Raw genomic sequence first — 22,891 nt, 5'->3', positions numbered from 1 at the left:
CTCACCCCTTCCCCTCTCCCACCAGGGGAGAGGGAAGGGGCGCCGAATACGCAATACGCAGTACGCGACACGCATCCTAGATCGGATGCAACCCCGGGAACTCCAGCCCGGCCGTCTCGTCGAAGCCGCAGCGGATGTTCATCGCCTGCACCGCCTGCCCGGCCGCGCCCTTCATCAGGTTGTCGATCGCAGCCATGACGACCAGCCGCTTGCCGTCCGCATCCAGCTCCCAGCCGATGTCGCAGTAGTTCGTGCCGGAGAGGATCTTCGGCTCCGGGTAGCGGTGGATGCCGCTCGCTTCCTTCACCAGGCGGATGAACGGCTCCTGGCCGTACATGCCCCGGTAGATCTTCCACAGATCCTTGTCCGCCAGCGGCTCCTTGAGGAAGACGTGGGAGGTCGCCAGGATGCCGCGCACCGCCTCGACACTGGTCACGGTGAAGTGTACGTTCGGCGCCACTCCGTCGACGGCCAGCTCCTGAAGGATCTCGGCGCTGTGCCGGTGCCCGGTCGGCTTGAAGGAGCGGATGATCCCGGCGCGCTCCGGGTGGTGGCTGGAGAGGGTCACCTCGGCCCCCGCGCCGGAGGACCCGGTCTTGGCTTCGATCACGACCGGCATGGACGGATCGACCACCCCGGCCCGGAACAGCGGCGCCAGCCCCAGGATGGCCGCCGTCGCGGTGCAGCCCGGCCCGGCGATGTAGCGGGCGGTGCGGATCTCCTCCCGGTGCAGCTCCGGCATGCCGTAGACCGTGTCAGGGATCATCTCCGGGAACGGGTGGCTCCAGCCGTACCAGCGCTCGTAGGCGGCTGGATCGCGCAACCGGAAGTCGGCGCTCAGGTCAACTACGATCGAGCCGCGCTCCAGCAGGTCCTTCACCTGGGGTGCGGTCGCCCCGTGCGGCAGCGCGGAGAAGAGGACGTCGACCCGCTCCAGCTTCTCCGGCGGGATGAACTTCAGTTGCGTCCGCTTGCGCAGGTTCGGGTGCACGGTGTGGACGAACTTCCCGGCCCGGGAGCGCGAGGTGACCTGCGTCACCTCCACCTCCGGGTGCCCCAGCAGCAGCCGGAGCAGCTCCCCACCGGCGTAACCCGACCCACCAAGGATGGCGACTGAGAGAGTCATGGGTGTCCTTTCTGGGTCATGCGTCATGCGTCATGCGTCCCCCTCACCCCCCGGCCCCTCTCCCCTGGTGGGAGAGGGGCCGGGGGGTGAGGGGGACGCATGACGCATGACGCAACACTCTCACGCCCCCGGCATCACGTACGCCGCCTCGTAGGCGGCTCGCTCGGCACGGGCGATGACATAGTCGACGATCGCCCCGGCGATGTCCTTCTCCGTCGTCCGCATCAATCCCTTGAACTCGGCACCGGTGTTGACCTCGATCACCTGCAGCCCGGTGGGTGTTTCCACCAGATCAATCCCGGCGATCTCGGTGCCGATCGCCCGCGCGGCGCGGAAGGAGATGTCGGCGATCTCCGGCGTGATCGGGCAGGGCAGCGACACGGCGCCGCGCGCCACGTTCGTCACCCAGTGCTCGGCCGCGCGGTAGGACGCCGCCACGATCTCATCGCCGACGACGAAGATCCGGAGGTCCCGTCCCGGCTTTTCGACGTACTCCTGGATGTAAAAGACGCCGTGCTGGTAGTGGCCGAGCACCCGCTTGTGTTCCAGCAGCGTCCGCGCTGCCTGCGGCGAGTTCACCTTCGCCAGCAGCCGCCCCCAGGAGCCGATCACCGGCTTGATCACAGCCGGGTAGCCGATCTGCTCCAACCCGGCCAGTGCCGAGTCGATGTCGAAGGCGACGACGGTGCGTAGCGTCGGCACCCCGGCCGCCGCGAGCGCCAGCGTCGTCGCGACTTTGTCGTCCGCCAAGTTCGAGGCCCGGCTGGAGTTGACCGTCGGGATACCGAGGGCGTCGAAAATCTGCATCGCGACCGCCGCCCGGCCGTGGGCCATGCCGCGGTCGAGCACGATGTCGAGCTCCACCCCGCAAGGGCTACCGGGAGAGGTCAGATCGAGCACCAGCTTCCGGTCGTGCAACCGGACCGGCTCGATGCCACGTTTGGCGAATGCCGCTAGCAGCAGTTTCTCTTCCTCCCGCACGTGGGAGAACAGCATCCCAATCCGCGGCCGGTTCACCGCTCACCTCCCCAGCGGCCGCTGTGAATCTGCGCCGCCACTCGCTCGATCGCCGTCGTCAGAATCGCCGTCGCTCGCTCCAAATCCGCCAGCGGCACATGCTCCTCTGGCGTGTGGTCGAGCCGCGAATCGCCCGGACCGTATGCCACGATCGGGCAGCCCCAGGCCGGGCCAACCAGGTTCATGTCGGACGTGCCCGTCTTCAACTTGAGGCGTGGGGTGCCGCCGTGCGCCCGCACCGCGGCGAGGAAGGCCGCGACGATCGGCTGGCGCTTGTCGGTCTGAAAAGCCGGCGCATTGACAGTAGCCGTCACCTCCCCCTCGCTGGCCAGCGAGGTCGCGACTGCGATCGCCTCCTCGGGCGAGAGGGCGGGAGGCAGCCGCAGGCCGATCCGCGCCACGGCCTCCCCGTAGAGCCCGTCGGAGGAGGAGTTCAGCGCGTTGAGCTTGGGTTCGACCCGGTGGAACGCGTGGTCGATCCCGACGCTCCACTCGGCGCACCAGGTCCGCAGCCGGTACCAGAAGTCCGCCGCCAGTTCGGCTGCCGTGGCCTCCGGCCCGGCCGAGTGCGACATCGGCACGGTAACCCGGTACTCGAGCGCGACCGAGCCCCGGTAGCCCAGCACGACGCCGTCCCAGCCACTCGGCTCGCCGATGACGACCGCGTCCGGCGCCTCGCGGGTCGCGATCAGGTGGCGTGCCCCACGGGAGGACATGACCTCCTCCTCGACCGCGCCGACGACGGTGAGCCGCACCCCCGGCGGCAGCTTCGCCCGCGCCCCGGCGACGACGAAGGTCGCCAACGGCCCCTTGGCATCGACCGCCCCCCGGCCGTAGAGCACGCCGTCGACGACCTGCACCGGCACCTCGCCGGGCACGGTGTCGATGTGGCCCAGAAGCATGATCTCCCGCGGTCCCTCTCCGCGGGTGCCGACCGCGTTGCCGGCGCCGTCCGGTTCGGCCTGGTAGCCGAGCGCTGCCATCTGCTGGCACAGCCACTCGACCGCGGGAGCCTCGGCGCCGGAGGGACTAGGGATGCTTACCAGCCCGCGCAGCAGGTCGGCGGTTGTCATACTCATCGGGCTGATCGACTCCAGCACCGGAACTCCCTCTCCTCCCTTGCCCGCCCCGTCTCGCCTCCTCTCCTAACACGTAGAAGAGGGGATGGGGGTGAGGGCCTATCCCAACACGAAATCAGCGATCATTCCTGCCACGTCGACGCCCCGCCCGCTCAGCGAGCGGAAATCGACCAGGTTGGCCACGCCAACCACCACCGGCCCGTCGCCGGTCTCGACGACCTCCACCGCGTAGGTGCCGGTGCCGAGCCGCTCGATGATCCGTTCGGCCAGGGCCGTCAGCGGGGCCGGATCCCCGGTGTACGCCTCATACGTCGCGTCACGACCGGGCCGCCAGCCGCCGTGGGTCCGCTGCTCGATCCCCGCGAGCGACCGACCGGCGACGACCAGCCGGACCGACTGCCCGGCCCGGGCCGGGATGAACTGCTGCACCAGCACCGCGCGCTCGCCGCCGAGCATGATCCGGTGCTCGACGATCGCCTCGGCCGCATCCTGGTCCTCGACCAGCGCCACCGGGAAACCGGGATCCACCGTCAGCGACTTGAGAACGACCGGATAGCCGATCTCCGCGATAGCGGCGAAGATCGCCTCCTCGCCGAAGCAGACGCGAGTCTCCGGCACCGGGATGTCCGCCAGGATCAGGTGGCGCAGCAGCGCCATGCGGTCGGCCAGGAGCCGGGCGGTGGCTGCCCGGTTCACCACCGGGGTGCCGCCGGACGCCAGCAGCGCCGCCAGCACCGCCCGTTCGGCCGTGGCTTCGCCGCGGTCGAGCGCCGCGACAAAGTCGCCCGCGCTCGGCGCAGCGGGAGACAGGGCCAACTTGGCGGGCTGCACCAGCACCGCCTCGTGCCCCCGGGCCGCGAACGCCTCGATCAGCAGGCGTTCCTCAACACGTAGCCGGTCGGCAAGCAGGGCAACCCGCGCCACGACCGGCTACTCTCCCCAGTCTTCTTCTTCGGCCGGAGCCAGCCCCAGCGTCAGCGGCGAGGTCTCCAGCACCTCCAGCTCGACGCCGCAGTCAGGGCACTGCACGATCTCGCCCTGCTCCACGTTCTCCAGCCCCAATCCGGCACCGCATTCCGGGCACTCACCCATCGGACGATCCTCCCTCGATCACGCTCTCCCCGGTCCACTCCGTGGGGCGCGCCAGCCGGGGACACCAGCGCACCCACCCTCTCCGATCCGGCTCCGCCTGCGCCCGGTGCACCGGACGCGCTGCTCGGAACAACAAAAACGGCGGTGACCGTTGCCGCTCACCGCCGCTGGCGCTTCACCGGATTGTGTGCCTGACTTATTGGCACCCTCCGCCGACGCCGAGACACGCGGGAGCATGGCAGCACCTAGGGGCGGGGATGCCGGCAGGGCCAAAAACGACGGAAGCGCCGAACCGGCGCACTGCCACGCAGTCCGCCGCGATCGCTTTCTTCTGTCGGGCCCAAACGCTCTCCACCGTGCCTGTCTCCCACGAACAGACGTCAGCGGGAGACATCCTACCACCTCTTGCGGAAAAAGGGAAGAGCAAGCCCGCTCCGCTCCCGGCACGTCACCTGCTGATGCCCATCCCACACCCCGCCGACGGCATCCGACGGGGCCGGCACGCGAAGCGCCGCGGGAGGGAGCGCGAACCATGACCGAACAGCAACAGCCGGCAGGCAATGGGCGCCAGACACCCGGGTCCGAGATGGGCGTCCCATCGTGGCTGCCGCCGGTCATCGTCGGGGTGCTCGCACTCGGAATCCTGCGGCGGCGCACGCTGCGGCGACTCCTGGCGACCGGGGCGGCCGCGGCCGTCGCCTACCGGGTCGCCGACCAGAGCGGGCTCGTGACCCGGCTCCGGTTCGGGCGTGGCCCAACCCCGCTCACCGTCACGCGGTCGGTCACCATCGCGCGACCACGGCAGGAGGTCTACGCCTTCTGGCGCGACTTCACCAACCTCCCCCGCTTCATGCACGACCTCGAGTCGGTGGAGGTGACCGGGGAGCGGACGAGCCGCTGGGTCGCGCGCGGGCCACGCGGGAGCCAGCGCGCCTGGGACGTGGAGGTGACCGAGGATCGGCCGGGCGAGGTCATCGCCTGGCAGTCGGTCGAAGGCGCACCCGTCTGGTCCCGCGGCACCGTGCGCTTCCACGACGCGCCAGGGGGAAACGGCACGGAAGTCCACCTCACCCTGGCGACGCTGTCGGCCGGCACGTTCGGGCTCCTCAGCGGACCTCCGCCTGCCCAGCAGGTGCAGGAAGACCTGCGCCGTGCTAAGCAGCTCATCGAGACGGGCAATATCACCACCACCGAGGGCCAGCCCACCGGCCCCGGTGGCGGCACGCAGCAGGTGGAACGCATCGCCAGCATCCTGCGCCGCATCGCCGCAGCCGTCGAACGAGCACGTGACCGCCGCTCACCCGGCGAGACGACGACGGCAACGCCCTGAGCACGCGCCCGGGAGCACCGGCATCGCCCCGGCCGCCGCGCTCGCCTCACACCAGGAGCCGGCACGGCGCCGGCGCTCCGGAAAGGACCGGCCCATGAAAGCAGTCTGCTGGTACGGCACGCACGACGTGCGCGTGGAGACGGTGCCCGACCCGGCGATCCTCAACCCGCAGGACGCCATCATCCGGGTGTCGGCCACCGCGATCTGCGGCTCCGACCTGCACCTGTACGATGGCTACATCCCGGACATGGAGGCCGGCGACATCCTCGGCCACGAGTTCATGGGCGAGGTGGTCGAGGTCGGGCGCGAGGTCAAGACCCTCAAGCCCGGCGACCGCGTGGTCGTCCCCTTCACCATCTCCTGCGGCCGGTGCGACTACTGCCAGCGCGGCCTCTGGTCGCTGTGCGACAACTCGAACCCAAACGCCTGGATGGCTGAGGCACTCTACGGCTTTTCCGGCGGCGGGTACTACGGCTACTCGCACCTCTTCGGCGGCTACGCGGGCGGGCAGGCCGAGTACGTCCGCGTGCCGTTCGCCGACGCCGGCCCGATTACCGTGCCGGACGGGCTGAGCGACGAGCAGGTCCTCTTCCTGTCCGACGTCTTCCCCACCGGGTACATGGCCGCCGAACAGGCGGAGATCAAGCCGGGCGACGTGGTCGCGATCTGGGGCTGTGGCCCGGTCGGGCAGTTCGCCATTCGCAGCGCCTACCTGCTCGGCGCCGACGAGGTCATCGCCATCGACCGCATCCCGGAGCGCCTGCGCATGGCCGAAGCTGGGGGAGCACGGAGACTCAACTACGAAGACACCGACGTCGTCGAGGCCCTAAAGGAGTTGACCGGCGGCCGCGGCCCCGACGCCTGCATCGACGCCGTCGGCATGGAGGCGCACGGCGTCGGCCCGGCGGCCTGGTTCGACCGGGCCGAACAGGCGGTTCGCCTAGAGACGGACCGGCCGACCGCCTTGCGCCAGGTGATCCAAGCGTGCCGGAAGGGCGGGACCGTCTCGGTGCCCGGAGTCTACGGCGGGTTCATCGACAAGTTCCCGATGGGAGCGATCTTCAGCAAGGGACTGACCCTGCGCGCCGGCCAGACCCACGTCCAGGCGTACCTCCGCCCCCTCCTCGAGCGCATCGCGAACGGCGACATCGACCCGAGCTTCATCGTCACCCATCGCCTGTCGCTGGAGGAGGCGCCGGAGGCCTACCGCACCTTCCAGCAGAAGGAGGACGGCTGCATCAAGGTGGTGCTGAGCGCCTAGCTCCGGATGCTGGATCGATAGGTGCGCTGGGCCGCCTCGATCACGCCCCACGCCTCCTCCACCGGATGCCAGCCCAGCACCTCGGTGTGCTTCGGCTCCAGCAGCTTGTAGGTCGCGAAGAAGGTCTCAATCTCGCGCAGCCAGTGGGGATCCAGGTCTTCCAGCGTGCGCGTGCTCGCGAATCGCGGGTCGACCGCCGGCACGGCGAGCACCTTGAAGTCGCTCCCCTTCTCGTCCTCCATGTCGAGGCCGCCGATCGGCCGGGCCTCAACCAGGCACCCCGGGAAGGTCGGCTCGTAGGTCACGACCAGAATATCCAGGTGGTCGCCGTCGGGAGCGAGCGTGTCCGGGATGAACCCGTAGTCGGTCGGGTAATGGACCGAGGTGTAGAGCACCCGGTCCAGGCGGATTCGCCCGGCCTTCTCATCGAACTCATACTTATTCCGGCTGCCCGCCGGAATCTCGATGAGCGCGTCCACCGTTCGGCTCACAGGCTCCATGTGCCGAGCACTCCTTTCGCACCGGCCAGAACCATCCATGCGCGGCCGGGCTCAGCCTGCCCCGCCGACCCGGCAATCCTACCCCGCGCAGGACTGCCGCGTGGCGCGGTCCGAAGTGGTCCGTGAGAAGATCCCGCTCACCGTCATCCACACCCGTGGCCGGTGGTGTGATGGTTCCGGTGTCGTGGCACGTGCCCGCGCAACTAACTCGTCAAACGCCGGTAACTCCCGGGGCCCATGCCGACCGCTTCATCCGATTCGCCGCCGCCTTCGGCATCAGAAACAGGCACCGTTGACGACTCTAACCGCCATTGCTAGCCCACATTAGACGGCAACGCACAACTCACGGAGGTGATCACAATGGTCGAACAGGCGCGAACGAGCCTGCAGCAGTTGATTGACTCTGTGCCCAACATCGTTGACCACCTCTACAACCAGAAGATGACGCTGCTCGGGACCTTCCCCGACCTCCCGCCCGAATTCACCAACTGGCGTGACGAGCAGCACTCGTGGCGCCACTCGGTTGCCCTGTTCGACCAGTCCTATCACATGACCAACCTCTACCTGAGCGGGCCGGACATCATCCCGCTCCTCGAGCGCGTAGGCGTCAACACGGTCAAGAACTTCACGGCGGGCCGTGCCAAGCAACTGGTCGCGTGCAGCCCCGAAGGCTATGTCATTGGTGACGGTATCCTCTTCTACCTCACGGACGGGCGCGTCAAACTGGTATCGCGGCCGGGGATCAACAACTGGCTGCACTTCCATGCCGAGACGGGCGGCTTCGACGTGACGGTCGAGAACGATGTCTGGTCGGTCGCCGACCCCACCCGACCGCGGACGGTCTACCGCTACGAGGTGCAAGGCCCCAATGCACCCGCGCTGCTCGAAGAGCTGAACGGCGGGCCCTTGCCGCCGGTCAAGTACTTCCGGATCGGCGAGATGACGATCGCCGGTCGGCGCGTGTACTTCCTCCGCCACGGCATGGCAGGCACCCCGGGAGCTGAGCTGTTCGGGCCGTGGGAGGATGGCCCGGCGGTGAAGGCTGCCATCATCGAGGCTGGACAGCGGCACGGGCTCCGTCAGGTCGGATCGAAGGCCTACATCACCAGCGGCATCGAGGGGGTGGGCTGGATCCCGTCTCCGGTGCCCGCCGTCTACACGAGTCCTGAGCTACGCGCCTATCGTGAGTGGCTGCCAGCGACGACCGAAGAGGCGACGGGGTCACTGGGCGGCAGCTTCTACTCCTCGAACATCGAAGACTACTACTTCACGCCGTGGGACCTCGGCTACGGGCATCTGATCGCCTTCGACCACGACTTCATCGGCCGCGAAGCGCTGGAGGCACGCGTCAACGACAAGCACCGCGTCAAGGTGACGCTGGTCTGGAACGGTGAGGATGTGACGCGGGCGATCGGGACGATGTTCCAGCGACCCGCCGGGGAGCGGGCAAAGTTCATCGACTGGCCCATCCCCCGCTACGCCCTCTGGCAGTACGACGCGGTGTGCAACGACCGGGGCGACGTCATCGGTGTGTCCACCACCTGCGGCTACATCTCCAACGCGACGGCGATCCTGTCCCTCGCCGCTGTCGATCCGGAGTACAGCCAGCCCGGCACCCAGGTGACGCTCCTCTGGGGTGAGCCGCGTGGCGGTTCCGAAAAGCCGACGGTCGAGCGGCACACCCAGACTGAGATCCGCGCCACGGTCGCCCCGGTTCCCTACGCCGACCTTGCCCGGGACTACCTCGGGTCGGAGCGTGGGCACTAGGGGTCGGTGAGTTCGCGCCGCGAGCCAGGCGCGAGTAAGGAGCCACGCATGGAGCGATTGATACGCCGGAGGGACTTCCTCCGTCTCACTGGCGGTGCGTTGGGCCTGTCAGCGCTGCTCACAGCATGTGGTGGAGAAGATTCGACCCCAACTCCGGCCGACAGCGGGAGCCCCTCACCGCCCCCCGCCGCATCCGGCGGCACTTCCGACGGGAGTGCCGCCAGCCCGATCACCAGCCCGACAACGGCCGGCGCGGCCACCCCCGCCTCGAGCGCCAGCGGCGAGCCGATCCGCATCGGCGTGCTGCTGACGCTGTCCGGCCCACAGGGCGTCAACGGCGAGGGCAACCTGCGGGGATTGACCCTGGCTCTCGATCAGGCCGGCATGCAGTTCGGTGGGCGGCCCGTCGAGTTGATCATCGAGGACTCGGCCGGGCAACCGGAGCAGGCGATCACCAAGACCCGGCAACTCATCGAGCGGGATCGGGTGCACCTTATCGCCGGGATCACGCTGAGCAACGAGGCTGCCGCCGTTCGCGACATCCTGGTTCAGGCCGAAATGCCGACCATCGTCACCAACGCCGGACTGCAAGCGTTGACCCGCGACCCGGCGATGCGGAGCCCCTACCTCTTCCGGGTTTCCTTCGCCAATGGTCAGTACGACGCCCCAGCGGCCGATTACGCCTATGAAACGCTGGGCTACCGGCGCATGGTCCTGCACGCGGCCGACTACGCCGCAGGGCACGAGGAGATGGCGGCCTTCCGCAGCCGGTTCGAACAGGCCGGCGGCGAGATCGTCGACGAAGTGGTCGCCCCGATCGGGACGCAAGACTTCGGGCCCTACCTGCAGCGGATCGAGCAGGCGGCGGCGGAGGCGGATGCCGTCTTCGCCTTCCACGGTACGAGCACTGACGCCATCCGCTTCCTCGTGCAGTACCAGGAGTTCGGGCTCAAGGACTCCATCCCGCTCATCCCCTCCGGTGCCGACGTGGACCAGTCAATCCTCCCCGAGATCGGCGATGCCGCGCTGGGGTTGGTGAGCGGGACGCTCTACACGGCGTACAACGACACGCCCGAGAGCCAGGAATTCGTCGAGGCGTTCACGGCCAGACACGAAGGGATACTCCCGGGGCTGGTCGACTACGCCGGCTACATCGGTGGGCGTGTCATCGCCGAAGCCCTCACGGCTATCGACGGGGAGGTCGAAAACAAAGAAGCGCTGCTCGAGGCGTTGAAGGCGGTGGAGTTCACCGGTCCGGCCGGGAACTTCCGCTTCCACCCGGAGTCCCAGGGGCCGGTCACCACCATCCTCCTCTGCCGCGTCGAGCAGTTGGATGATGGGACCTACGCGAACATCGTGGTCGATCGCATCCCGGACTTCGACGACCTGTCGTTCTAAGGCCGCTCGGGGAACCATGGGATCCGGTGGCTGGATAGCGGCGCATCACGCCAGCGCGCCACCGGGTCCCACCCCACCCGCCGCCGCGTCTTGACGGCTCCCCACCGGACTGCTAGACTCGGCCCTACCGCATAATACCCGTGTGGCACTCTGGCCGCCGGGATCTGCGAGAGGCGATCGATATGGCACAGCACCGTTCGCTCTGGAGGACCAGGACCCGCTGAGTTTCGTCAGCGTCGGTCGCGCCTGCTCGGGCGCATACTGGTCTGGAGCGTTATACGGTGCGTGGCATCGCCATCTTGTTCTCCCCACTCTCGATATCCCTTCCATCCCGGCATCCCTCGCCGTGGTGCTTCCCCGCGTCGCGTGCACGGCGCGACCGGCATAGGTGCATGCCGTTCGCCACGACCACGCATCCATGTCGAATGCCGAGACGCGTTTAGCACGAAGGGAACACCACGATGACGACGACCAACGCCTTGCTGGAAACCGCACTGGCCAAGATCGAGAGCACTCCCGTACCCACGGTGAAAAAGATCGCTGTCGCCTACTCCGGCGGGCTCGATTCCACCCTCTGCATCGTCCTGGCCCGCGAGAAATACGGCGCCGAGGTGGTGCCCATCACCGTCGATGTCGGCCAGGGCGAGGGCGAGATCGCTGAGAGCTTCGCCAAAGCGGACGTGCTCGGCATTACCCCCTTGCTGATCGACGCCCGCGCCGAGTTCGCTGAGGAGTGGCTCACCCGCGCCATCCGCGCCAACTCCGACTACGAGGGCTACCCCGTCTCCACCTCGATGACCCGCCAGCTCATCGCCGCCAAAGTCGCGGAGAAGGCCCTGGAGCTGGGGTGCGACGCGGTCATGGAGGGCTCAACCGGCCGCGGCAACGACCAGTACCGCATGCACAACGTCTTCAAACTCTTCGCCCCGCAGCTCACCGTCCTGGTGCCGGTGCGCGACTTCGACCTGACACGCACCGAGGAGATGGCCCTCTGCGAGCACTACGGAGTGCCGGTCACCGAGATCATCGCCGGGGGCGACGACAAGACCCTCTGGTGCCGCTCGATCGCCAGCGGTGGGATCGGGCTCGATACCACGCTGCCGGACGACATCTGGATGTGGTACGTCCCGCCCCACAAGGCGCCCAACTCGCCGACCACGATCACCCTCACCTTCGAGAACGGCCTGCCCGTCGCGCTCGACGGCACCTCGATGCCGCTGCCGGACCTCATCGCGGCGCTGAACGAGATCGGCGGGGCCAACGGCATTGGGAAGATCGACATCTTCGAAGACGGCATCATGGATCTGAAGTCCCGCGAGATCTATGAAGCGCCGGGTGCGAAGATCATCCTGGCCGTCCACCGCGACATCGAGAGCGCCGTGCTGACCAAGCAGGAGCTCCAGTTCAAGAAGCTAGTCGAACAGACCTGGGCCTCGATGGTCTACCACGGCGAGTGGTTCCACCCGCTGCGCAGCGCGTTGGACGCCTTCATCGCCGAGACGCAGCACGTCGTGCGCGGCACCTGGACGGTCTCGCTCTACAAGGGCACCATCGAGATCGTCAAGCGGGACACCCCGGCCTCCCTGTTCCGCCCGGAGATCCGCTCGATCGCCAGCAGCGGGTTCAACCAGCAACTCTGCGGTCCGGCCGCGCTGATCCGCGGCCTGCCGTTCGAAGTGCTGGCCCTGCGCCAGCAGACGCTCGCGGCGGAGGGGTAGAAACGCCGAGGGCCCCTCACCCCCCGGCCCCCTCTCCCACAAGGGGCGAGGGGGAGACCAAGAGCTACGCACCGCGTACCCGTTCCCCCTCTCCCCTTTGTGGGAGAGGGGGTTAGGGGGTGAGGGGTTCTCACCCGCACCACGAAAGGACACCGCATGGCCACCAAGCTCTGGGACAAGGGGTACGACCTCAATCCCGAGATCGAGGCGTTCGAGGTCGGGGATGATGTCGTCTACGACAACCGGCTGATCCTGGCCGACGTCCTCGGGTCGATCGCTCACGCGGCCGGGCTGACGAAGGTCGGCCTGCTGACCCGCGACGAGTTCGCCGCGCTCCGCTCCGCGCTGGCCGCCATCGCAGAGGAAGCGGCCGCCGGGACATTTCGGGTCGAGCCGGGTGACGAGGATGTCCACACCAAGATCGAGCACGCGCTGACCGCCCGCACCGGAGAGCCGGGCAAGAAGATCCACACCGCCCGCTCTCGCAACGATCAGGTGATCGTGGATCTCCGGCTCTTCCTGAAGCAGGAGGCCCCGCGCGTCGAGCGGGCGATCCTCGACTGTGCCGACGCGCTTCTTTCCCTGGCCGAGCGCCACCGGCTGACGCCCATGCCCGGGTACACCCACATGCAGCGCGCCATGCTCTCATCGGTCGGGGTCTGGGCCGGGGCCTACCTTGAAGCGCTGCTCGACGACCTCACGCTCCTCGACGCGGCGCTCGACCTGAACGATCAGTGCCCCCTCGGCTCGGCCGCGAGCTACGGCGTACCGTTCCCGATCGACCGGCGCTACGTGTCAGACCTCCTCGGCTTCCGCGCCCCACAGCGCAACGTACTCTACGCCCAGAACGCACGCGGCAAGTTCGAAGCGGCGGTCGTGCAGGCGCTCAGCCAGGTCATGCTCGACCTCTCCAAACTGGCACAGGACATCCTGCTCTTCACCACCGCCGAGTTCGGCTTCTTTACCATCGGCGCGGAGTTCACCACCGGCAGCAGCATCATGCCGCAGAAGAAGAATCTGGGCGCGATGGAGATGCTGCGCGCTAAGGGGAGCGTCATGCTCGCCTACCAGCAGCAGATCATGACCGTGCTCGCCGGGCTCCCCTCCGGCTACAACATGGACTATCAGGAAACCAAGCGCCCCTTCATCGACGCGCTCGACCTCACTGCCCGCGCCGCCCGCGTCGCCGCGCTCACCGTGCGCAACCTGGAGCCGAACGAGCAGGCCCTGCTGGCTGCCTGCACCCCCGACCTGTTCGCCACTGACGCCGCCTACGAGCTCGTGGCCGAGGGTGTCCCCTTCCGCGACGCCTATCGCCGGGTCGGCACCGCCCTCGAGACCGTCCCGCCGATGGATCCCCATGAGCAGCTTGCGAAGCGCACCCATCTGGGCACGGCCGGCGACCTCGGGCTGGAGGAGAGCGCCCGCCAGATCGCCGCCCGCCGGGAGCGCGCTGCAGCCCGTGCTGCCGCATTCGAGGCAATGGCCGAGCGCCTCCTGGCCGGACCTATCCCCGGTCTCGACTGATCTCTGCCTCTAAGTCCATGCCCCGGCCGGAGAGCGGCGAGACCGGCACAGTCGCTCTCCGGCAATCCACCTCTTCGGCACATTCCTGAACGTTCAGCAGCCGATCGCGTGAGGAGGTTGACTCGGAGGCGACGCATTGTTATGCTCTGGCCACGGATTACACTCGTTGCCACTGGCCGGGGTATGCGTGGGGACAGCGCCCGGCCGAGAACGTGGCGACGGGGAAACCGGGGAAAGGGAAGGGATTGATCATGCCTCGCCGCCTCGATGAGAGGCCGGGCGCTCATGCGTCCGAGTCCGTTCAAAGCAGACCTCTTGCTCCGCAACCACAACCGCGCTTCGGTTGGCGTCCCGACTGGGAGACGCCTCAGGCACACACGACACCGCACACGACGCACACCGCACCGCACACTCGCGTCGCGGTAGCGCCGCTCGACGACGACCCGCTTGAGCGGTGGCTGCGCGAACCCGAGTACTGGGTACCGCCGGCGCCGAGCATGGCTGATCTGGCAGCCTACCGTCGGGGTCGCCGCGCGCAGTCGGCACTGGTGGCCGCCGCGGTCGCCGCGGTGGCGACCGCCGGTGTCGTCGGTGGTGCGTCAGCCGCCACCGCTCGTACAACCTCCGAAAACACCGACCAGTTCCCGATCATCAACGCCGCCACGGTCAGCCAGGCCGCGACCAGTGAGCACACCGGCGAGTTCACCGGCGTGGGTGGTCCGGGTGCCGGGCTCACGCATGTCGTGGAGCCGGGGGATACGCTCTTCAAGATCGCCCAGCGCTACGGCGTGCCCCTCCACGAGGTCATCGCGGCCAACGACTTCCCCAACCCCGACCTCATCTACCCGGGGCAGCACGTCAACATCCCCGGTGAGGACGCCGAGGGCGGGGTCGGCGGTGGCCTGACCGTCGAGGTGAAACCCGGCGACACGGTGTTCCTCCTCGCCCAGCGCTACGGCGTGTCGATGGAGAGCATCATCGCCGCGAACAAGCTGGCCAATCCGCACCTGATCTATCCGGGCGACGTGCTGACCATCCCCGGCGCGAGCGCGCCGGCCGAGGAGCCCGCACACGAGGCCGCGCCAGCCCAGGAGCCCGCACAGGAGGCCGCGCCGGCCCAGGAGGCCCCGGCGCCGCAACCCGCGCAGGCCGAGCCGGAGCCGGCCCCCGCGGCGCAGCAGTCGAGCACCGGGTTCATCTGGCCTGCTCGTGGCACCATCACCCAGCGGTTCGGCCCGAGCCGACTCTGGCTGGAGCCGGCCTACCAGGGCTATGCCCACTTCCACCAGGGACTCGACATCGCCAACGTTGCCGGCACGCCCATCGCCGCCGCCGCCAGCGGCACCGTGACCTTCGCCGGCTGGCACGGCTCCGGTTACGGCTTCATGGTGCAGATCGACCACGGCAACGGGCTGTCGACCCTGTACGCCCACATGGCGTCGCAGCCGTGGGTCAGCGTCGGGCAGTGGGTCGAGCAGGGCCAGCACATCGGCCCGATCGGGAGCACCGGCGCCTCGACCGGCCCGCACCTCCACTTCGCCGTCCAGCGGAACGGCGTCTGGGAGAACCCGGAACACTACCTCCCGTAGCAAGCACAGCGGAGCGCCGGCCTTGGGCCGGCGCTCCTGCTCATCCGGACTCCCCCCTCAGTAGCTCCGCAACTCCCGCGGGCGAGCCACCACGGCCCCGCTCATGAATACAGGTCGACACGCTGGCATGTCATCCTGAGCCATCCTGCGCGCTCAGGATGACACGAAAACGAACACAGCGGTGACACGAAAAAACGCAGCCTGACACGACAACACGCGCAGGATACAACGCAAACAAGCGATCACCCGCATTCGGTATCAGCGCCTGCGTGCGCCCCGGCTCACGACGCCCCACGCTGCAGGTGTCCCCGTACCGAGTACGCCTCACGCAGGCACAGAAAACCGGGTGGGCACGCGCCCACCCGGTGGTTGATCGAGGTCGCGTTGCGATCCGGGACTAGCCCGTGACCTTCAGCGTGCCCTCCATGCCGGACTCGCGGTGGCCGGCGACGGTGCACCAGATCTCGTACTCGCCCGGCTCGTTGATCGTCACGGTGAACGTGGCCGACTCGCCCGGGCCGACCAGTTCCGAGGTCTGCGGGTTGCCCGGGATCTCGATGTGCATGTCGTGGTCGACGGTGCCGTCGTTGACCAGGTTGAACGTGATCTCACCGGTCTGGGCCTCGATGGTAGCAGGCTCGAACTTGAACTCGGTCATGTTGACCGTGATCGCCCCGGCCGGCGCGCCGTCGCCGCCGCCGTTGCCCCCGTTGTCGTCTCCACCTCCACATGCCGCCAGAGCGAGCATCAGCAGCGCCGCTGCTGCCACCAGCACCGTCACTCTAGCGATGCCGCGGGACCATACCTTCACAAGAGCCTCCCTTCTCTGACCCGACCTCTACCGGGCCAGAATCATACCTCTCGCCAGGTTGGGTTCCGGGCCCTATGCCCGGATAACTATAACCTGAACTCGCTCCAATTGCAGCCTCAATGCCACAAATTCGGGGATTACGCCCCAGCTTCGCCCCACGTCCGGCCGCCGTCGCTGCTCCAGTAGAAGTAACCCTCCTGATCGACCACGGCCACCTGCTCCGGCCCGTCGGCGCTGACGGCAACCGCCATCACCACCCCTTCGGGCGTCAGCGGCAGCCGTTCCCAGGTTCCGTCCGCCGAGCGGACCCAGACGCCATCGTCGGTGCCGGCATAGAGCACGCCCGGAGTGGTGATGCTCGCCGCGAGCGACATGATCATCGCGCCGGGGCCGGGGACAATCTCCCACGTCTTGCCACCGTCGCGGCTCTCGGCGACCACGTCGTCGACGGCCGCGTAGACATGCAGCGGGTCGTCCGGCGCGACCGCCAGCGGCAACATCCCCGCCACGTCGCCCGGCGGCAGCGGGATTTGTTCCCAGGTCAGCCCGCCATCCGCGCTGGTGAACAGCGCGAACACCCCGACGGCGAAGGTGTAGAGCCGGAGCGGGTCCGACGGGGCGACGGCGAAGCCGTGCAGGTCGTAGTCGAGCAGGTTCGTGGCCGGCTGCTCCCAGGTGGCACCTCCGTCGCGGCTGAAGACGAACAGACCGTGGCCCGCCAGATAGCGATGCCGTGGGTCGCTCACGGGGATACCGAGTTGCATCACGTCGACATCGCGCACCACCGTATCCTGCCACGTCTTGCCACCATCCCGGCTCATCTTCATCCCCTGATGGTGGCCGAAGTACAGGGTTTGCGAGTCGGTCGGATCGAACGCCAGAGAGTGGAAGTCGAGCGTATCGAACCGGTAGAGCGCGACACTGTCGCCGCGACCAGCGAACCACCACGCCGCTCCGGCGATCACTAAGAGCAGAACCGCTGCCACCGCGCTCCAGCGGAGCCAGCGCTGCCCCTGCGTGTTCGCGCGGCGTCCCGCCGCCTGACGCCGCGCCGCACGCGCCACGGTCCCCGTTGCCTGGCCAGTGCGTCCTTCTCGCTTGGACATCCGGGTATCCGACTCCCTCCTCCCAGCAGGCCGACACCGCCCGGCGGCGCTGGCCCGCAGACCGGCGCGAATCATAGCATCCCGCCCGCATCAACACCCCGCCCAAACGGGTGGGGTCGGGACAGGGGGTGCTGTCTCCAGTTTGCCACACCTCAGGGGTGCCGGCATCATGCCGGCTGTTGCGCGGCTACGGCCCGCCGCCCGTGGAGTTGAGGACCTGGCCGGTAACCCAGCGGGCATCGTCGGTCGCCAGCCAGGCGATCAGGCGGGCGGCGTCGTCCGGCTGACCCCAGCGTCCCATCGGCTCCCGGGCCAGCACGGCGGCGTACGTCTCCGGATCGGCGTAACCGGTGTCGGTCGCGCCGGGATTCACGGTGTTGACGGTGATGCCCCGCGGGGCGAGGTGCGCCGCCAGGCTTTGGGTGAGCTGATGGAGCGCACCCTTCGAGGCGATGTAGGCCAGCTCGCCGGGCATCGGGCCAAGGTGCTGCCCGGAGGTCATCAGGATGACGCGGCCTCCCGGCCGGGAATCGTCGTGCCGGGCGGCCCATGCCTGCACTAGCAACAGCGTCGCACGCACGTTGACCTGGAAGTGCTGATCGATCTGCTCGGCGGTCAGATCCTCCAGCCCGCCCATGCGGCTGTAGGCATGGTTGGCGACCAGGATGTCGACGTGGCCGAGGGCGTCGAACGCAGCCGCGACGACGCGCTCTGGAGCTGCGGGATCGGTGAAGTCCGCCGAGACGTGCTCGATGCGCCGCCCGGTCCCGCGCAGGTCGCTGAGGACCGCATCAATCCCGCCGGGGTCGGCACCCCAGGGACTCGCGGCGTCGTACGGAACCCAGGACTGGACACAGAGGTCGGCGCCGAGCTGGGCCAGGCGCATCGCGATGGCGTAGCCGATCCCGGCCCTGCGGCTGACGCCGGTAACAAGGGCCACGCGCCCGGCCAGGGGATTCGGCCGCCCGATCGCCAGTGGCTCCATGGGCAGCTCCTCTCATTAACCCGAAGAGCACGGGCGTCCGAGTCCGACCCCCGCGACCGGAGGAACGCCGGGATCGTGCCGGCTTGTGTTCTCTGGTTGTGCGGGGAACGACGGGGCCGGGCAAGGACGCCCGCGCTCCTGCGGGCAGGGCAGCGGCGGTCAGGAATTCTCCGTCGGCTTGGGGACCAGCCCCTGGGAAATGGCGAACAGCACCGCCTGCGTCCGGTCGCGTACGCCGATCTTCTGGAAGAGCGCCGAGAGGTTGTTCTTGACCGTGCTCTCGGCGAGCTGGAGTTGTTCGGCGATCTGCCGGTTGTTGTAGCCGTTGGCGAGCAGGCGAAGCAGCGTCAACTCCCGCTGCGTGAGCTGCTGGCGAGTGTTCGTCGGGGTCTTGGTGAGCAGTCGCTGGTACTCCCGCATCAGCGCCGGGGCCAGGGCAGGGTCGATGGTCGATCCGCCGCTGGCGGCCACGTGGATCGCCTCGATGACCTCCTCCGACCGGCTGTTCTTGAGCAGGTAGCTCTTCGCACCGGCCCGGATCGCGTGGATGGCATACTCGTCGTCCTGGTACATCGTCAGGACCACGACCGCCGTCCGCGGATAGTGCTTGACGATGAACTCAGTCGCCCGTATCCCATCCATCCGCGGCATGTTGATATCCATCAACACCACGTCGGGATCGAGATTGGCGACCAGCTCGATAGCCTGCTGCCCATCGGCCGCCTCCCCGACGATCTCCACGGACGGCACCGTCTCGAGTAACTGGCGGAGCCCCTCACGGAAGAGATCGTGGTCGTCGGCCACCACGACGCGAACCCGCTCACCGCTCACTGAGACCCTCCTCCTGGCGCTCTGCCCACTGACGCAGAGGGATGACCGCTTGGACTCGCGTCCCCCGACCGGACGACGAGACAATCTCCAAGGAGCCGCCCATATCTTCCGCCAGCTCACGCATCTGCTCTAAGCCGAAGTGCCCCTCGGACGGCTCCGGCCCGCGCTCCATGCCCACACCGTCGTCAGCCACCAACACGTGCAGGTCGTCCGCTTGCCGCTGTACCTCGACGCGCACGCTTGCCGCGTTGGCATGCTTCCGGATGTTCTGCAGCGCCTCACGCACGATCCCCACCACCGCGCGCTCGACCTCCGGCGCCAGCCGCACGCCGCTCAACTCGTCCAGAGCGAGCGCGACTTCGGGCTGCGACGTCTCCGTCGCCACCATGCGCGACGCCAGTTCACGGAGCTGGCCGGTGAGGCCACGGGCCGGCGGACGCGGCCGGCGCAGGTCGCCGATCGTCTCGCGCAGCGCGGCAATCGAGCGGTTGATCTGCTCGGTGATCTGCAGCGCCTCGTCCTGCGCCCGCGCCGGATCCTGGGGGATGATGCGCGCCATCATCTCCAGCTTGAGCCGGAGGTAGGCGAGATCCTGAACGATCCCATCGTGCAGCTCGCGGCCGATCCGGCGGCGCTCCTGCTCGACCGCCTCCTGGGTCTCAGCCGCCTGGTCCAGATCAGCCACGCGCTGGCGGAGCACGATGGTCTGCATACACTGGGCCGTAATTGCCGCGATCGCGGCGAGAACTACCACATCCTCCGGGGCGTAGGGGAAGATGTCGCCGTCCCGACGCTCGACCGCCAGTGCCCCGATCAACTCCTCGCCGATCAGCATCGGCACGACAAGGCAGGAACTGAAGCCGGGCGGGACGAACGGCCGCGCGAACTCGGCCGCCGAATGCCCCAGCCGATGGGCCGCGATCCAGCGCTGGTGGACGAGCGCCCCGAGCTCATCGCCCGACAGCGGCGACACCTCGGCCTGGCTGGCCCGCCACTGGCGCACCAATACGAGTGTGCCCCGCGCGTCCCGCTGGTAGATCCAGGCCGCGATGGTGCCGGGGACGCGCGCCAGCATCGTGGATGCCTGCTCGAACAGCTCGGGGATCGTCGAAGCCTCGAGCAACCGCGCCTGCAACTCGAACGGGTAGACCAGCCCGGCTCCGGCGGACGGCCGTAGCGGTGCGACGGTGGCGCGCACGGCCGGCGCCTGAGCAGTGGTGCTAGTGGGATGAACCGGTTGCTTGAGAGTCACGCACTACTCCGTTGCGGTAGAACGATCTGGATCGTCGAGCCCCCACCGTTGCGGCTGGCGAGCCGGACCTGCCCCCCAGCCAGCGCCGCGCGCTCCTGCAGCGTGAGCAGGTTCACCCGCGCATCCGACGGCTGCTGATTGCCGACCGCCGCGCCGATCAGCACCGGCTCGGCCAGGTCCGTCGGCTCCATCGCCTGCCCGTCGTCGGCGATGGTGATGACCACCTTGCCCTCGCGCTCCCGGATGCGCACCACCACCCGGCTCACGCCGGGACGCTGCCGCACATGCTCCAGCGCCTCCTGGACCATCCGGTAGACAATCGTCTCCTGCTCGCTCTCCAGCCGGTCGGCCATCTCGATGTCCAGGGTGGCGCGGATCCCGGTCTCCTGCTCGATCTGCGAGAAGTACTCCTGGATGGCGGGACCAAGCCCCAAGATGTCAAGCGTCGACGGGCGAATCTGGAAGATCAGCCGGCGCAGCCGGTCGATGTTCTCCGCCAGGTTCTCCCGCACGCCCAGCAGCTCCTCGCGCGTCTCCTCGGGTGGCATCTCCGTCACGCGCCGACTGGTGAGATCGATGCGGTAGAGACAGCTCGCCAGGCCCTGGAGCGTGTCGTTGTGGATGTCGTCGACGAGCATCTTGCGCTCCTGCTCCTGGCGACTCAGCATTTGGTCAAGCAGGTAGCCGCGCAGCTCCCCACGCTGCTGGACCATCATATAGAGCCGCGCGTTCTCGATGGCCACCGCCGTCTGCATCCCAACCGTCACCAACAGGTTCACATCGTGGTGCGTATAGGCACCCCGCGCGTCGCTCTGGGCCGAGAGGACGCCGATCGCTCGCTGTCCCACCCGGAGCGGCACGGCGATCATCGACTGGCCGGTGGACACATCCGGCAGCGGCGGGAACCAGACGGTCCGATCCTTCGGGTGGCGAGCGTTCACCACCACCCGCCGCTGCTCCTTGACGACCCAGCTCAGCGGGTCGTGGCCGAGCGGCACGGTCACCGTCTCCGGCGCCAGTTGCTGGTCCACCGCATAGCGGTACTCCAGCGAGGCACCGTCGGGCAGCAACAAGCCGAGGCAGAACCGCTGGGCGTCGATGACCGAGCTGACGTGGTGGTGGAGCTGGCGGAACAGCCCGTCGAGGTCGCTGAGTGTGGCCAGATCGAGCCCGATCTCGTTCAACAGCGCCAGGCTCTCCGAGGTCCGCTTGACATCCTCGTAGAGCAGCGCGTTCTCCAGCACCACGGACGCCTGCTCGGCGGTGTTGCGGACGATGATCAGCTCCTGCTCGGTCACGCGGTGGTCGGGCCGGGTGTAGTCGAGCATGAGTGCGCCGAGCACGCGGTCTTCGCGCCCACGCAGCGGCACCAGAATCGCCGAGCGGATGCCGAGCGCCCGGCTCGTCTCCGCCGGGAGCACCGGGCTCCGCTGCGCATCCTCGATCACCACCGGGTCCGGACCTGCCAGTGCCTCGGTCAGGCTGGGGAGGCGTGCTGCAGAGAACAGCGCCGCCTTGAGCGCGTCCATCAGATGCGACTCCAGCCCGCTGACCGCAACCGGGGTGAACTCCCGCTTGGGCTCCTGCCAGAGCAGGCCGTAGCACCGGTCGCACCCGGTGATCCCCCGGATCGACTCCACCATGCTCTGCAGCGTCTCGGCCGCGGTGGAGAGGTACTGGATGGACTGCTGGAACTCGTAGCTGGCCTCCAGCACGGCGAGCCGCTCGCGGTCCTCCCCGGCCGGGGAGCCGGCAACGGCGCTGGCGATCAGGCCCGCGAGCACGGTCCCGGCCGCGCGGTCATCGACGCTGAACGGTACGTCCTCGACGCGCCCGAGGTCGAGCCGGCCTACCAGCCGGCCCCGGTGGTGGAGCGGCAGCACCAGCAGGTGGATGATGCGCAGCTCCGCCATCTCGTTGAACTCCGCCGACGTCATCAGCGGCGGCTTGCCACCGCGGAGATCGAATGCGGCCAGCGAGCCAGGCCAGAGCGCGCGAAAGGGCTCGGTAACCACCGAGAACGACCCCAGCAGCCCGGCCACCCGGTGGGGCGCGACCCCGTGGACCCCGGAGACGACCAGCCCCTCCCCGTCCAGGTTGGTCAACCGCACCAGCGCCAGATCGGCCTCCAGTGCCACCACCGACTGCTCGGCCAGCGCGGCCATCAGGTCCGGCAGTGGCAGGTCGGCCTTCATCTTGGCCGACACCTCTTGCAGCGCCGCGAGGAAGGTTGTCACCCGCGCGTCGTCAGCAGCCGACCGCGCGGGTGTGGAGCCACCGCGAAGCCGTCGTACCAGGCTGGGGATGAAACCGGAACGCAGCACGCTATCCTTACTCATGGTAAGCTGTCTGCTCCCTCCGGGGTGCCGGCGTCACGACATCCTGTCGCCGTGACCGCTCGGGGGCGCCTGTACGGTAGGAGCGTAATGTCCCACCTCGGATGATAGCGGACGGCGCTTTCGATGGCTCGCGAGGAGTACGCCCATTAGTACCGTCTTTTCC

Annotated in this window: 19 protein-coding genes; 7 read left to right on the top strand and 12 right to left on the bottom strand. The window is 68.5% G+C overall.

The genetic code is table 11. The features are described 5' to 3' along the window. Nucleotides 1-76 precede the first annotated feature (76 nt). The 5 genes from argC to lysW form a co-directional block, all read right to left on the bottom strand. Nucleotides 77-1,126, bottom strand: a complete 1,050-nt coding sequence (gene argC, locus STHE_RS01065; protein WP_012870703.1) for an N-acetyl-gamma-glutamyl-phosphate reductase — start codon at nt 1,124-1,126, stop codon at nt 77-79. 120 nt (nt 1,127-1,246) lie between these two features. Beyond that, nucleotides 1,247-2,143, bottom strand: coding sequence for a lysine biosynthesis protein LysX (gene lysX / locus STHE_RS01060; protein WP_012870702.1), 897 nt, complete (start codon nt 2,141-2,143; stop codon nt 1,247-1,249). Further along, nucleotides 2,140-3,243: a [LysW]-lysine hydrolase gene (locus STHE_RS01055; protein ID WP_012870701.1), complete on the bottom strand. Its 1,104-nt coding sequence runs from the start codon at nt 3,241-3,243 to the stop codon at nt 2,140-2,142. Before STHE_RS01055 ends, lysX begins: the two co-directional genes overlap by 4 nt. 78 nt (nt 3,244-3,321) lie before the next feature. Beyond that, the gene (locus tag STHE_RS01050; RefSeq protein ID WP_012870700.1) at nt 3,322-4,146 is read right to left on the bottom strand and encodes an ATP-grasp domain-containing protein; all 825 of its coding nucleotides are present in this window, start codon (nt 4,144-4,146) and stop codon (nt 3,322-3,324) included. A 6-nt stretch (nt 4,147-4,152) separates the two neighbouring features. Further along, nucleotides 4,153-4,314: a lysine biosynthesis protein LysW gene (gene lysW / locus STHE_RS01045; RefSeq protein WP_012870699.1), complete on the bottom strand. Its 162-nt coding sequence runs from the start codon at nt 4,312-4,314 to the stop codon at nt 4,153-4,155. Nucleotides 4,315-4,846: 532 nt separating this feature from the next. On the opposite strand from lysW, the gene STHE_RS01040 reads away from it, so the two are divergent. Beyond that, on the top strand, nt 4,847-5,644 hold the full coding sequence (locus tag STHE_RS01040; protein WP_012870698.1) for an SRPBCC family protein: 798 nt from the start codon (nt 4,847-4,849) through the stop codon (nt 5,642-5,644). A gap of 94 nt (nt 5,645-5,738) precedes the next feature. Continuing rightward, nucleotides 5,739-6,905 carry a zinc-dependent alcohol dehydrogenase gene (locus STHE_RS01035; RefSeq protein WP_012870697.1) on the top strand — a complete coding sequence of 389 codons (1,167 nt, stop codon included), beginning with the start codon at nt 5,739-5,741 and terminating at the stop codon, nt 6,903-6,905. On the opposite strand, the gene STHE_RS01030 is transcribed toward STHE_RS01035, so the two are convergent. Continuing rightward, nucleotides 6,902-7,405, bottom strand: a complete 504-nt coding sequence (locus STHE_RS01030) for an inorganic diphosphatase (RefSeq protein ID WP_012870696.1) — start codon at nt 7,403-7,405, stop codon at nt 6,902-6,904. The genes STHE_RS01035 and STHE_RS01030 overlap by 4 nt on opposite strands. Before the next feature lie 360 nt (nt 7,406-7,765). Between STHE_RS01030 and STHE_RS01025 the strand changes: the two genes are divergently transcribed. The 5 genes from STHE_RS01025 to STHE_RS01005 all read left to right on the top strand — a co-directional run bounded on the left by STHE_RS01025 (nt 7,766) and on the right by STHE_RS01005 (nt 15,404). Further along, nucleotides 7,766-9,172 carry an aminomethyltransferase family protein gene (locus STHE_RS01025; protein ID WP_012870695.1) on the top strand — a complete coding sequence of 469 codons (1,407 nt, stop codon included), beginning with the start codon at nt 7,766-7,768 and terminating at the stop codon, nt 9,170-9,172. Between the two features lie 48 nt (nt 9,173-9,220). Further along, nucleotides 9,221-10,570, top strand: coding sequence for an ABC transporter substrate-binding protein (locus tag STHE_RS01020; protein WP_012870694.1), 1,350 nt, complete (start codon nt 9,221-9,223; stop codon nt 10,568-10,570). Nucleotides 10,571-11,031: 461 nt separating this feature from the next. Beyond that, complete coding sequence (gene argG, locus STHE_RS01015) at nt 11,032-12,288, top strand: argininosuccinate synthase (RefSeq protein ID WP_052295240.1); 1,257 nt, start codon at nt 11,032-11,034, stop codon at nt 12,286-12,288. Nucleotides 12,289-12,444: 156 nt separating this feature from the next. Then, nucleotides 12,445-13,815 carry an argininosuccinate lyase gene (argH, locus tag STHE_RS01010; RefSeq protein ID WP_012870692.1) on the top strand — a complete coding sequence of 457 codons (1,371 nt, stop codon included), beginning with the start codon at nt 12,445-12,447 and terminating at the stop codon, nt 13,813-13,815. A 497-nt stretch (nt 13,816-14,312) separates the two neighbouring features. After that, nucleotides 14,313-15,404 (top strand): peptidoglycan DD-metalloendopeptidase family protein, encoded by a 1,092-nt coding sequence (locus STHE_RS01005; protein ID WP_012870691.1) that lies wholly within the window; start codon nt 14,313-14,315, stop codon nt 15,402-15,404. 397 nt (nt 15,405-15,801) lie between these two features. Here the strand turns inward: STHE_RS01005 and STHE_RS17650 are convergent, their stop codons facing one another. The 6 genes from STHE_RS17650 to STHE_RS00975 form a co-directional block, all read right to left on the bottom strand. Beyond that, complete coding sequence (locus STHE_RS17650) at nt 15,802-16,215, bottom strand: cupredoxin domain-containing protein (protein WP_012870690.1); 414 nt, start codon at nt 16,213-16,215, stop codon at nt 15,802-15,804. Nucleotides 16,216-16,352: 137 nt separating this feature from the next. Continuing rightward, complete coding sequence (locus STHE_RS00995) at nt 16,353-17,321, bottom strand: sialidase family protein (protein ID WP_012870689.1); 969 nt, start codon at nt 17,319-17,321, stop codon at nt 16,353-16,355. A gap of 187 nt (nt 17,322-17,508) precedes the next feature. Continuing rightward, nucleotides 17,509-18,306, bottom strand: a complete 798-nt coding sequence (locus tag STHE_RS00990; RefSeq protein ID WP_012870688.1) for an SDR family oxidoreductase — start codon at nt 18,304-18,306, stop codon at nt 17,509-17,511. A gap of 159 nt (nt 18,307-18,465) precedes the next feature. Further along, nucleotides 18,466-19,137 carry a response regulator transcription factor gene (locus STHE_RS00985; protein WP_012870687.1) on the bottom strand — a complete coding sequence of 224 codons (672 nt, stop codon included), beginning with the start codon at nt 19,135-19,137 and terminating at the stop codon, nt 18,466-18,468. Beyond that, complete coding sequence (locus STHE_RS00980; protein WP_012870686.1) at nt 19,127-20,389, bottom strand: GAF domain-containing sensor histidine kinase; 1,263 nt, start codon at nt 20,387-20,389, stop codon at nt 19,127-19,129. Before STHE_RS00980 ends, STHE_RS00985 begins: the two co-directional genes overlap by 11 nt. Then, entirely contained in the window at nt 20,386-22,728 is a 2,343-nt protein-coding gene (locus STHE_RS00975) for a sensor histidine kinase (protein WP_012870685.1), read from the bottom strand. The genes STHE_RS00980 and STHE_RS00975 overlap by 4 nt, the downstream gene beginning before the upstream one ends. Between the last annotated feature and the right edge of the window lie 163 nt (nt 22,729-22,891).

The organism is Sphaerobacter thermophilus DSM 20745, assembly GCF_000024985.1.
GTDB classification, from domain to species: domain Bacteria; phylum Chloroflexota; class Chloroflexia; order Thermomicrobiales; family Thermomicrobiaceae; genus Sphaerobacter; species Sphaerobacter thermophilus.
This window is presented reverse-complemented; position numbering and strand designations above follow the sequence as displayed.